The sequence below is a fragment of the Idiomarina sp. ST10R2A5 genome (genome assembly GCF_051842325.1).
Taxonomy (GTDB): domain Bacteria; phylum Pseudomonadota; class Gammaproteobacteria; order Enterobacterales; family Alteromonadaceae; genus Idiomarina; species Idiomarina abyssalis.
Map to the genome: position 1 here is coordinate 25316 of NZ_JBNIEX010000008.1, position 12124 is coordinate 37439.

Genomic DNA, 12124 nt, shown 5'->3' on the forward strand with positions numbered 1-12124 from the left:
ATCCGCCAGGCCCATTCTGTTAAATTATCGCAGCTCAGGTTTTAGCTGAGATAAATATTCGCGGATACGCTCAGCGTTTTTACCAACATCACTGCGTCCAACACGAGACTTACTGCGAATATCTAACTCACTGCCGTCTGCTGTAGCACGAATCCGGATAACAACGTCATCCTTAAAGCCAAACCAGGTGGTCGTGGCAGTGGCCTCAATACGCCCTTCGGTTTCTGAGCTGTCGACTAACTCCCATCCCATTTTATCAACGGCTAATAAAGCGGCTGAAAAAAGTTCATCCGGGGACTCCAGCGACTCATAAGTTGTGAGTTCAGGGTAAGCCTTGCGTTGTTGTTTTGCGGTATCTTCGCCAGCGTATTCAACCGGGTTAGATGCGTCAGCACGCAATGGCGCAATAGCGACAAACTCCGGTGGGTTTTGTGTATCGGTTGTAATGTCGTGAATTGCGGGAACGTTCTGAGCTTTTAAGTACTGGCTGAAAGGCATATAGAACGCAAAGCCGCCGGCAATAATTGCCAGACCGCTAAGCCCTGCCACAAGCCCCTGTGGGCGTCTAATTAAGTACCAAATAATATTAAGAACAAAGGTTGCTGCACCAATATAGGCCGCCCAGCGGAGCATTAAAAAAGCCGTTCCAAGCTCGGCAGTGCCACTTTTATATAAAGGCCCCGATATGGCAAGGAGCACCACAGACAGTAACCCGAAAACAATAAACAAACCGTGTAACGCTTTCATAGAGCAATCCCCTTAATAATGTTGACTGATATTACGTCACTATACCGGTTTTGGGTCAACGAGAATTTAACAGTTTTTAAACGTCAGCGATTATCTATACTGTTTAATGTCCAGTTGTAGTCAACAAAGCGAATATCTAAGCTTTGTTGTTTCATTTTTTCCTTTTGTGCGGGGTCATCAGAAAGCGCACTGATGTATTTTAAAAGATAGTCTTCAAGTCCGTTGAAGTCGTCTCGATACCAGTCAAAAATTTTAGACAAATAAATGCCTTTGCCATCAATACCATTTTTGTCACGATCATTTAAAAAGGTGAGCATTTGGTCGTCTAACTGGGTATTCAGGTTTTCAGCTGTAAAGGCTTCAGCACGAAGTTTGGGGCAACTGATAGCGGCACAAACTAAGGCGGCATGTATTCGTGGTTCGTCAAAGTCGACTCGAATTTTTTCATGTTCAACCCAGTCCAGCGTGCGCCTCTCTCCTAGTAGCGTGAAAAAAGACTTTTCCCACGGTGTAGAAAATAATCCACCCAGGTCCCGAATGGACTCAGCTTCACCTGAACGAAACTCCTCAATATTGTTGACGATAAGTTTTAGAGTAAAGCCGTTGTATGCGTTGATTAAAAACGCAAGCTGCTGTTGGCTAGCCCAGCTTTGATACATCGGTTTTTCTACGGCTGAAAGTGCATCCAGATAGGTGTTAAGCGGCTCACTGTTTTGAGCTAATTGATTGTAGTTAACCGCAGACTTTAAGTTGTTGTCATAGACTACGACATGCCTGTCTAACACTTGAGTAAAATTTTCATGCGAGTGGTCAAATGACTGCGCGAAGGCAGCCATTTGAAACACAGCACCTGTAATAAATACGAGTATTCGCATTGGCGGCTACCTTAAAGACTGAGTTTGATATCGTAGTCGCGCAGTATAAACAACGCAACACAGGCTGCCAGCATAGGCCATGCAGCAAAAAACAGAAGATTATTAAAGGCATCCAAGTATTGCGGGAATGAAGAAAAAGTCGATACCGCGTGTAAAATCAAAATGAGTCCGTAGGTTATTTTCTTCCATAGGCCGGCTAAAAAGGTCAAACATAATACAATTTGAAGGCCACCCAGAATTGCAGCCAAAGTGGCTGATAATCCGCTGATACCATAAAAACCTTCGAATACTGCGGCGGTATGTCCCGGGTTTACAAATTTATCTAACGCCCAGACAAACATTACAATGAAAATACCAACCCGCAGGGCAAGCAGCGCCCACGGGAGTTTTTGTTCGAGTGATTGGCTCATAGTTGTTTCCGTTGTTGGTTTTTGCACTTCACCTGATGTAACAACAGGCTACGCAAACTTCTTAAAGGGTTCATCAATAGGCGTCTGTGCAATATGGTTGGTAAAGTTACTCATGGTTTTCTGAGCAATACCTAAGATCACTTCCAATGCCTGACGCTGTCCGTAACCGGCTTCATAAAAGGACTCAAGCTCACTTTCACTGGCGTTTCCCCGTTTCTTAAGCATTACCAGGGTAAACTGGCGTAACGCCTCTAGCTTATCGTCGTCTAAAGCCTTACCCGCTTTGATATTTTCTGTTATTGAATCATCGGCGCCCATGTTCTTGGCAATAGCGGTATGGGCAGGAACGCAGTAGTGGCATTCATTGAATACATTAATGGTTTGCCAGACAACGGTTAACTCGTTTTCGTCAAAGCTACTATTCACAAAAAGCTCGTGTACTTGCTGGTAGGCTTCCAGAATGCCGGGCGCTTCAGCCATAACGGCGTGCAAGTTTGGAATCATACCGAAAGCTTTCTCTGAGCCTTCTAGCAGCTTTTTACTTTCCTCCGGCGCTGACTCTTTGTCGTGTCGTTTGAAGTCACTCATACTTTACTCCTGACGTTTTGAGTTTTATTGAATAGGTGAGTATCAATATAGAATAAAAGCTCAAAAATAAAAGAAGGCAGATGTCAGATTAAGTGTTTTAGTCATATAGACAGGTGTTTCTGTTGTGTGCTCTGTTGTTTTGATGGCTTAATATAAAGAAAAACGATCTTATTGTTAATGAAAGGCGTAATCGACTGGCGCGGCTAATAAAAAGTTTTTAGTGCTACTTGGCAAATACAGAGTGTTAATAAGGAAAACAAGAATGAAAAAGTGGTTGTGGCTCGGTTTATTACCTTTAACGGCGGTTGCACAAGAAAAGCCAATGGAAGTGATAGAGGTAATTGGTCGCGATGACTCAGGGGTGGTATTACCCTCTGAAGAGTCAACCGAAGGCTTATTTGGCTTAGCTGAAAGCTTGCAGGATATTCCGCGCGCCGCCACCGCAATTAGTGGCTCGTTAATGGAAGAAGCCGCAATTAACGACTTGCATGACATTGCTCGTTTTGCGCCAAATAGTTTTGCTGCGGCGGGCTTTGGTAACCCGTCATTACCCACACTTCGGGGACAGCTTGGTGAGCTCTATGAAGCAGGTATGCGCCGTCAGGCCGGGAATAATGGCCTGGGAGTTCCTATGTCATTTAACGCCATTGAAAGTATCGCTGTGGTTAAAGGCGCGCCGCCGGTCATGCTTGGCACTTCGCAGCGCGTTGGCGGCTTTGTGAATTTGCAGCCTAAAACGGCTCGTGTGACTGAGTCAGACTCGACATTAAAAGCGCAGTTTGGCGAGTGGAGTCAGCAACGCTTGCAGCTTGACCACAACTGGGTGTTAGAAGAAAACGAACAGGGTCTGCGCATTAGCGCTGAGTATGTGGATGAAGACAGCTTTTACGATTACCACCATCATCGCAGTGACGATATTCTGCTAGCGTACAAGTTTGCCCCGAACGATGATACACAGCTGGATGTCTCGCTTGAGTATTATGACGTAGAGTGGACAGATAATGCCGGTATCAACCGGCCAACGCAGAATCTCATCGACAATAACCTGTACATTACGGGGCAGGGCGTTCAGCCAAATGGTTCACAGGTTCCGGGTGCCGGCGCGGTTATCAGCCCCACCGGAGAAGTGGAAATTGACCGCAGCACCACGCTGACAGATCCTCTGGATACGAATACCGCTGAAACGACGTTACTGCATGCCAAACTTCAGCACTGGCTGAACGACGATATGGTGCTGGTTAACCGCACTTACTATCAGTATTTAACCCGAGAAGGGATTAACCAGAACAGCTTTGTCGAAATTATCGATGACGCGCATACCTTCGAAAATCGGACTGAACTTCACATTAATAAGAAGACAGTGGTGGGTGTGAATTTGCGTGTTAACGACGTGCTTGGTTACAGCCAGTTTACGACCGAAGCAGATAATCCTATCGACTTAACCGGGCCTGTCAGTAACCGCCGAATTCCTTTAACCGATGAGCAGCAAGCTCGCTTAATTGAGCTACGTCCGGGGCTATTTGTATCTCCAGGTGGTCAGTACGATATTGACGGTGATGGTGCAGGTGATTTCAATTTATCGGACACCACAGATTCAACCAGTTACCAATGGGGCGCTTTCGCTCAACACGAGTTGGATATCACAGACAAATGGCGCATTACGGGTGGGGTAAGAGCCGATTATTATGATGTAGAAGCTGAAGACCCAATAGCTCCGCAGGGCGTTGAAGCTGCTAATGATACCTACAGCGACTGGTTGACGGCCGTTAGTTTATCAACACAGTACAACTGGACGCCAGAACTTACGTTCTATGCAACGGCTTATGAAAGTGACTCGACGTCGAACTCAATGGCCGGAGGAACTGTGCTGAATGCGTCTGGCCAAATTGATGCGCAGAACTTTGCGACAGAGAACTCGCTTTACGAGCTGGGCGTGAAGTACGCTCCGGGTGATACGCGTTGGTACGCCGACGCCGTGGTTTTTGACCAAAAGCGCAGTTTGCGGAATCGTGATGGGTCGAACAGCGGTATTCGCACCGAGGGTTTTGAGACCCAGTGGCACTTCTCTTCCGCTTCAGGAACGCACGAAGCCGGCTATTGGTTAACTCTGGCCGCCAGCTATATTGATGCGCGCTGGGATGATTCCGCAGCCTCACAGGGAACAGGGCAGATAGCCGATGCGTTTGATGATTCACGCCCCGACATTATAGAAGGTACGGGGGTAGGCTCTCCGAACTTTACTTTATTCCCGGCTTCTAATCAGCAGCTTCAGGGTATTCCGGAAGTGCAGGCTTCGGCTGTTGCTGGCTGGCAGGTTACGCCTGAGTGGTCAGTAGGTGGTGATTTAAGCTATACCAAGCATTATCCGTTGGATTATCTGCAGACCGTATTTATACGTGATCAGCATACCTTAAACCTGAACGCGCGGTATCGGTTTACGCCGCAGTTAAGTGCCCGCATTGATGTGTTTAATGCAACCGATCAGGACAACTGGTCGCCGGTATTTGAAGGCGGTTATTTTGGTGCAACACTAGCGTTTCCATCTCAGCCTAGGCATGCTCGTTTAAGCGTTAACTACAGATTTTAAGGAAGTTTTATGTCAGCCAAGAAGCTGTTGCTATTACTGGTTATTGTTGCGCTGTTTGTCAGTGCGTTTGTATTCGACCTGACACAGTACTTATCTCTAGATGTTTTAAAAGAAAAGCAGCAACAGCTTAATCAGCTTTTCGCTGACTACCCCTTTACTGTCTTTGCAGTTTATTTTGTTATTTATGTAGTGACTACGGCCTTATCTTTGCCTGGCGCAACCATTCTAACTTTGGGGGCCGGCGCTATATTCGGGCTCGGCTGGGGCTTACTTCTGGCAAGTTTTGCAGCGTCTCTTGGTGCCTTTCTGGCTTTTTTAAGCGCCCGCTTTATTCTGCATGACTGGGTGCAGGAAAAATTCGGTGATCGCCTAACCGCTATTAACCGCGGCATGGAGCGAGACGGTGCATTCTATTTGCTGAGCCTACGCCTGGTTCCGCTGTTCCCGTTTTTCGTTATTAACCTGGTTATGGGCCTGACCAAAATAAAGGCGTGGACTTTTTACTGGGTCAGTCAGGTGGGCATGTTACTGGGTACCGCTGTGTACGTTAATGCAGGAACCCAGCTGGCTCAAATATCCAGTCTGGGGGATGTTGTTTCTGCGGACTTAATTGGTGCCTTTGTCTTACTGGGAATATTCCCGCTAATTGCTAAAGCTGTACTGGCCTTTTTGAAACGCCGTAAGGCATTTAAAGGTTATAAAAAGCCCAAGTCTTTTGACAATAACCTGGTGGTTATAGGTGCCGGTTCAGCCGGGTTAGTCAGTGCTTACATAGCGTCAGCGGTAAAAGCAAAGGTTACGTTAATAGAAAAGCATAAAATGGGCGGCGACTGCCTCAATACCGGATGTGTGCCCTCCAAGGCTCTGTTACACGTAGCGGAGCTTGCTCACAATGCACGCAATGCCTCTCGCGTTGGAGTGAGTGTTCTAAAGGTGTCGGTCGATTTTAAACAAGTGATGCAGCAGGTACAGTCGGTCATTAAGGACATTGAACCGCACGACTCGGTTGAGCGTTATACCAAGCTGGGTGTCAATGTTGAGCAGGGGGAGGCTCGTATTGTTTCGCCCTGGGAAGTTGACGTTACCAGTAATGGCGAGACAAAGCGTATCACCACCCGCAGTATTATTATTGCAACCGGAGCAAAGCCATTAGTACCCAGCTTTGAAGGCTTGGATAAAGTTGATTACTTAACCTCGGATACATTATGGGAGTTAGAAGAGCTGCCTAAACGCTTATTGGTATTGGGTGGCGGTCCCATTGGTTGTGAGTTGTCACAAGCGTTTCAGCGTTTAGGTTCGCAGGTCACTCAGGTGGAAATGGCTGATCGGCTTATGGGTCCGGAAGACAACGACACAGCCCGGCTGTTGAGTGAGCGTTTAAGTGCTGAAGGTATTGATATTAAATTGAACCATAAGGCCCTGCGATTCGAGCAACACGATGGCGAATCGGTTCTAATTGCTGAGCATGAGGGGCAAGAGACCCAGTTGCCGTTCGACAAAGTGATTATTGCATTGGGTCGGCAACCTAATATCTCCGGCTTTGGATTAGAGGAGCTGGGGGTACAGACCAATAAAACAGTCAGTACCAATGAACTGCTTCAGACTAACTTTCCGAACATATACGCCTGTGGTGATGTTGCCGGGCCTTACCAGTTCACCCATGTGGCATCGCATCAGGCCTGGTATGCTTCAGTAAACGCGTTATTTGACCCCTTTAAGACATTCCGTGCTGACTATTCTGTTATCCCCTGGGTAACTTATACTTCGCCGCAGGTAGCCAATGTGGGCCTAACTGAGCAGCAGGCCGAGAAAGCAGGTAAGGCGTACGAGGTGACTGAATACGATATTGGCGATTTGGACCGTGCTATTGCCGATGACAATGCTTTTGGTCGGGTGAAAGTTCTGACCAAACCCGGTAAAGACGAACTGTTGGGTGTGAATATTGTTGGGCCGCAGGCCGGAGAGCTGCTGGCGGAATATGTGCTGGCAATGAAACATGGTATTGGTCTGAATAAAATATTGGGTACCATACACAGTTATCCGACACTGGCAGAAGCCAATAAATACGTTGCCGGAGAGTGGAAGCGCGCCAACGCCCCGCAGAAGCTGCTAACATGGGTTGAGAAGTTTCATCGCTGGCGCCGGAGTTAACATGCGTTTTATAGCAGCCATCAGTTTATTGTTTATGACACTTTTTGCCACCTCGCCGCTAAAAGCGAATGAGGTGAACTTTTATGCCTGGGGTGGCTCGCCGGAAGTAAACAATTACTTACGCTGGGCTCAGAAAGAGCTCAGAGCTGAAGGCATTCAACTTCGCCACAATAAAGTGGCCGATGCATCTGAAGTGGTTAAGCAATTAATTGATGGACGCTCCAATGCTGACATTATCTGGGTAAACGGCGAGAACTTTCACGCGTTGAAAAAAGCCGGAGCCTTACGTTCCATTGCCGATGAAATTAAAGCGTTAAATAACATCAGCCCTGAACTTAACTGGCAGAGTGACTTTGGCGAACCGGTTGATGGACTGGAAGTGCCCTGGGGTGTCGGGCAGTTTAATCTTATTAGCCGCCCTGGGCTTTTCAGCCAAAAAGCAGTGAGTGCCGAAGCTTTACTGGACGCTGCGTGGGAAAATAAAGGCCGTATCAGCTACCCTAAACCGCCGGACTTTCATGGCACCACCTTTTTAAAGTCACTGCTGTTGTCATTGTATCCGCAACAGCGTGAAGTTTTTCAGCAGCCAGTAAGCGAAGTTGATGCGAATGAATGGACTAAGCCTTTATGGCACTATTTAGACAAACTACATCCACTATTGTGGCAGCAGGGTGAAAATTTTCCGTCGTCAGCCGGAGAACAAATTTCTTATCTGGCGAATGGGCAGTTGTTAATGGCGGTCAGTTTTAACCCTAATGATTATCAAACCTTAGTTAATCATGGGCGGTTGCCGGCAGGTGTTGAGCGCCACACGTTGTCAGATAAAGCCATAACCAATAACCATTATCTGGCCATTCCGGTCAGTTCGAATAATGCCGAAGCTGCAAAGGCGGTCATCGAGTTCTTGTTGTCTGAAAAGGCGCAGCAAAGAAAAGCCGATACCAACCGCTGGGGCGATCCTTCCGTTTTAAAACGCACGCAAAAAGCTGATAAAAGCTCTGCGTTACTCGAACCTACCGATGACTTTCATGCCAGCTGGCAGAATTATCTGGAGCGGGAATGGTCCGCGCGTTATCAATAGCGGTCTGGTTACTGCTGATTATTCTGCCTGTCGGCAGCGGTGTGCTTTTCCTGTTGCTGACATCTCTTGATGGGAAAACCGGAGTCAGTTTAGCGGCATTCAGCGAACTACTATTGGGTTACGAGTCGATACTGTCGAGCTTTGTTCTTGCGGTTGTGGCGCCTTTTGTAGCTTGCTATCTGGCGCTTTGGATGGCACCAGGCATACTTCGTAAACCGCGCTTACAACAGTTGCTGTCCCCTTTACTTTCTATTCCGCACGTGGCATTTGCGGTCGGACTTATGCTGTTAATGAGCCCGTCGGGCTGGCTAGTGCGGCTGGTGGAAGCTGTCAGCGGGCTTTTCCCTGTGCCGCCGACAGGTTGGCCATTACCAGAAAAGTCCTTAGTGACCGTGATAATTGTACTGGTCTTAAAAGAGCTGCCGTTTTTGTTGTTGATGATATCGGCTCAGTTAAAACAATTACCGGTTAAGTCCTGGCTTGTTCAGGCTCAGAGCTATGGCTATAGCGAACGCCAGGCCTGGTGGCGTATCGTGACGCCGGAATTATTGCGCCGGATGACACTTCCTATGGCAGCAGTGATGATTTACTCGTTGTCTGTGGTTGATATTCCGTTATTGGTTGGCAGTAACACGCCTGCCGTATTGGCTCAGCGAGTTTACGAGTGGACCTTTCAGTTTGCAGCCGATAGTCAGATAAAAGCAATGACAGGTGCCTGGGTTCTGTTAGCAATGGCTTTGCTTTTACTCTTAATGAATTCAAAGCACTCTGTTCTTTATCACCGTTTAGTACTGGGGAAAAGCGCGGGCACGCCAGGGCGATTTAATTCGGACAAGGCCAGCCGCTATGCGTGGGCCTTTTTAGGCCTTCTCTCGTTTGGGGTTATTGCTGTTTTAGCGTTACAAAGCCTAGCCTCAAGCTGGTTTTATCCGGATTTATGGCCGGCTGCTTTAAGTCCTGAGCGCTGGCAAACGGAGTGGAGTTACCTGCTGGAACCAACGGTTCACAGTTTTTGGCTGGCGTTACTCAGCGCAACTACCGGAACTATAGCCGCAATGGTTTTACTGCAAAGGCAGAGACAAAAAGCGGTTAATTCATTTTACTGGCCGGTTCTTATTGCTTTGTTAATTCCGCAGGTGCCATTGGTATTAGGCTGGCAACGAGTGCTTGGCCAACAGTTAACTGAAGGTTGGCAGCTTTGGTGGGTGTTCTGGTCTCATGCCGTATATACTTTGCCTTATGCTTATTTAGTCTTACATGGCGCTTATACCAGCTTTAACGAACAATGGTTGATTCGGGCACAAAGCCTTGGTTACTCGGCACGGGCAGCCTGGTGGAGAGTTATGCTGCCAATGCTAAAACAACCGGTTGCCATTGCTTTTGCTGTTGCGTTCTCAGTCAGTATTGCTCAGTACTTGCCAACTCAATGGTTGGGGCAAGGAGTTACGCCTACTTTAACCACCGAAGCGGTGAGTGTGGCCAGTGGCGGAGACTGGCGTATAGGCAGCCTTTACGCACTGCTGCAGATGTTATTGCCTTTATTGGTCTTTATCGCTGTAGGGGTAATCAGGAAGGGAAGTTATGCTGAACATTCGTGATCTTAAAATTGAGCTGCTGAGAGACGATCAGGCAGAGCTTTTATTTCAGCTGGATGAATTAACCGTTGGAAAAGGTGAAGTCGTGACATTAATGGGCCCCAGTGGCGTCGGTAAGTCAACTTTATTACGCTGGGTTTTGGGAGAACCTCTGGTTAACTTTCGTATTCAGGGACAGTTAAGCTTAAATGGAGAGGACATCAGCGGTAAGTCTATTGCGCAGCGTAAGCTAGCCATGATGTTTCAAAAAGGTGGCTTATTTCCCCATTTGACGATTGAAGAGAACTGCCTGTTTGCTCAAAAACCGCGCTCTAATTTGCACCGCATTGAACAGCAAGAACGCGCCTTAACCATGCTGAAAACCCTGGGTCTTGAAGATAAATGGGCCGTTTACCCCGACAGCTTAAGTGGAGGACAGTATGCCCGCGTTGCTTTACTGTGTTCACTGCTGGCAGAGCCGCAAGCTATGTTACTGGACGAGCCCTTCTCATCGTTAGATGCAGGCCTGCGTGAAGACGTCAGACAGTGGACTTTTGCACTATTACAGGAAAGGGAAATTCCAACTTTGCTGGTGACTCATGATATTGCCGATGCCTGCGGGCGAGTGATTGAGATGAGAGGAGAAAGCGTTAATGTTTGACCCTAAAATACTCCCTGTTACCCGCAAAGTTCTGGATATACCAGCGAGACTCTTAGTACGCGCCGGAATCAGCGCTGATCAGGTAACCGTTGCTGGCTTTTTCATTGGTTTACTGGCGGTTCCTTTACTGGCTTTCCAGTATTATGAACTGGCACTGGTCGCTATTTTATTGAACCGGGTATCTGACGGTTTAGACGGGGCGGTGGCAAGACGTACGCAATTAACCGATGCCGGTGGCTATATTGATATCGTGCTGGATTTTATTTTTTACAGTGCGGTGGTGTTTGGTTTTTTACTGGCTGTGCCAGAACAAAACGCCATAGCGGCCGGGGTTTTGCTTGTTACCTTTATGGGAACCGGCGCGACTTTCTTAGCTTTTGCCAGTGTGGCCGGTAAACGTGGCATTGAAAACCCGGACTACCCAAATAAGTCGTTGCACTATATGGGCGGCTTAACCGAAGGCTTTGAAACCATTATGGCTTTTGTGGCGTTTTGTCTGTGGCCCCAACACTTTTCAGTGCTGGCTTACGTGTTTGCTGCCGCATGCTGGGTTACCGCAATAACGCGTATTGTTGCAGGTTATCGGACATTAAAGCAGCCCGTAGTGGCGGAGGAGCATAATGTCTGAAACTCTCTGGCGTCTAAGCGTTTTTATTGGTGTTTTACTGGTTATGGTTTTATGGGAGTTTCTCGCGCCAAAGCGAAAGCCGCGCTACAGCCGTAAACAGCGTTGGCCTGCTAATCTTGCTATTGTTGCGGTTGATACCTTACTGCTGCGAGTTATCGCACCTGTCGGTCTCACGGGTATTGCATTGTGGGCATCAGAACAAGAGTGGGGGCTGCTTCATTATTTAAGCAGCACTGCCGGCAATGAACTCCCGTTTTGGTTTGTTGTTCTGGTTAGCCTTGTAGCGCTGGATATTGTTCTTTATTGGCAGCATCGGCTGTTTCACCGTATTCCTGTGTTATGGCGTATGCACCGGGTGCACCATGCCGATCCTGATTTTGATGTAACCACCGGTTTGCGCTTTCATCCCGCAGAAATTGTTCTCAGTTTTTTTATCAAGGCTGCTGCCATTCTTGCGCTGGGGGCACCGGCTTTGGCTGTTATTGTATTCGAAATTATTCTCAACGCCTGTTCTTTGTTTAACCATGGGAATGTCGCGTTGCCGACGCCCCTGGAGCGAGCTGCGCGTAAAGTTCTGATCACCCAGGAGTTACATCGTATCCACCACAGTGTTGAAAAAGAAGAGACCAACAGCAACTATGGTTTTAGTGTCAGTTGGTGGGATCATCTGTTTGGCAGTTTTACTTCAAAGCCTAAGGCGGGTTCTGATCAAGTCGATATTGGTTTAAAAGAATATAGAGATGCGAGTATTACGACGAAACTTTGGGGACTTCTGAAAATCCCTTTTCGCAATTAACCTCAGGCTCCAGACTTATCTTGCCT

11 protein-coding genes are annotated in these 12124 nt (G+C 47.6%); 7 read left to right on the forward strand and 4 right to left on the reverse strand.

What is annotated here, in order from left to right:
- Nucleotides 1–24: 24 nt before the first annotated feature.
- The 4 genes from ACP7FG_RS10465 to ACP7FG_RS10480 form a co-directional block, all read right to left on the reverse strand.
- On the reverse strand, nucleotides 25–747 hold the full coding sequence (locus ACP7FG_RS10465) for a DUF1499 domain-containing protein (protein WP_417447691.1): 723 nt from the start codon (nucleotides 745–747) through the stop codon (nucleotides 25–27).
- A gap of 83 nt (nucleotides 748–830) precedes the next feature.
- Nucleotides 831–1622, reverse strand: coding sequence for a DUF547 domain-containing protein (locus tag ACP7FG_RS10470; protein ID WP_439226337.1), 792 nt, complete (start codon nucleotides 1620–1622; stop codon nucleotides 831–833).
- A gap of 11 nt (nucleotides 1623–1633) precedes the next feature.
- Complete coding sequence (locus ACP7FG_RS10475; RefSeq protein WP_439226338.1) at nucleotides 1634–2032, reverse strand: hypothetical protein; 399 nt, start codon at nucleotides 2030–2032, stop codon at nucleotides 1634–1636.
- A gap of 48 nt (nucleotides 2033–2080) precedes the next feature.
- Nucleotides 2081–2620, reverse strand: a complete 540-nt coding sequence (locus tag ACP7FG_RS10480; protein WP_199495004.1) for a carboxymuconolactone decarboxylase family protein — start codon at nucleotides 2618–2620, stop codon at nucleotides 2081–2083.
- A gap of 262 nt (nucleotides 2621–2882) precedes the next feature.
- On the opposite strand from ACP7FG_RS10480, the gene ACP7FG_RS10485 reads away from it, so the two are divergent.
- From ACP7FG_RS10485 to ACP7FG_RS10515, 7 genes are read left to right on the forward strand one after another with little or no spacing between them, the layout of a single operon-like run.
- Nucleotides 2883–5207: a TonB-dependent receptor gene (locus ACP7FG_RS10485; protein ID WP_439226339.1), complete on the forward strand. Its 2325-nt coding sequence runs from the start codon at nucleotides 2883–2885 to the stop codon at nucleotides 5205–5207.
- A gap of 9 nt (nucleotides 5208–5216) precedes the next feature.
- Complete coding sequence (locus ACP7FG_RS10490; protein WP_439226340.1) at nucleotides 5217–7358, forward strand: FAD-dependent oxidoreductase; 2142 nt, start codon at nucleotides 5217–5219, stop codon at nucleotides 7356–7358.
- 1 nt (nucleotide 7359) lies between these two features.
- Nucleotides 7360–8439 (forward strand): ABC transporter substrate-binding protein, encoded by a 1080-nt coding sequence (locus ACP7FG_RS10495; RefSeq protein ID WP_439226341.1) that lies wholly within the window; start codon nucleotides 7360–7362, stop codon nucleotides 8437–8439.
- On the forward strand, nucleotides 8418–10037 hold the full coding sequence (locus tag ACP7FG_RS10500) for an ABC transporter permease subunit (RefSeq protein WP_439226342.1): 1620 nt from the start codon (nucleotides 8418–8420) through the stop codon (nucleotides 10035–10037). Before ACP7FG_RS10495 ends, ACP7FG_RS10500 begins: the two co-directional genes overlap by 22 nt.
- Nucleotides 10021–10674: an ATP-binding cassette domain-containing protein gene (locus tag ACP7FG_RS10505; protein WP_439226343.1), complete on the forward strand. Its 654-nt coding sequence runs from the start codon at nucleotides 10021–10023 to the stop codon at nucleotides 10672–10674. The genes ACP7FG_RS10500 and ACP7FG_RS10505 overlap by 17 nt, the downstream gene beginning before the upstream one ends.
- Complete coding sequence (locus ACP7FG_RS10510; RefSeq protein ID WP_439226344.1) at nucleotides 10667–11302, forward strand: CDP-alcohol phosphatidyltransferase family protein; 636 nt, start codon at nucleotides 10667–10669, stop codon at nucleotides 11300–11302. Before ACP7FG_RS10505 ends, ACP7FG_RS10510 begins: the two co-directional genes overlap by 8 nt.
- Nucleotides 11295–12098 (forward strand): sterol desaturase family protein, encoded by an 804-nt coding sequence (locus ACP7FG_RS10515; RefSeq protein WP_439226345.1) that lies wholly within the window; start codon nucleotides 11295–11297, stop codon nucleotides 12096–12098. The genes ACP7FG_RS10510 and ACP7FG_RS10515 overlap by 8 nt, the downstream gene beginning before the upstream one ends.
- Nucleotides 12099–12124 lie beyond the last annotated feature (26 nt).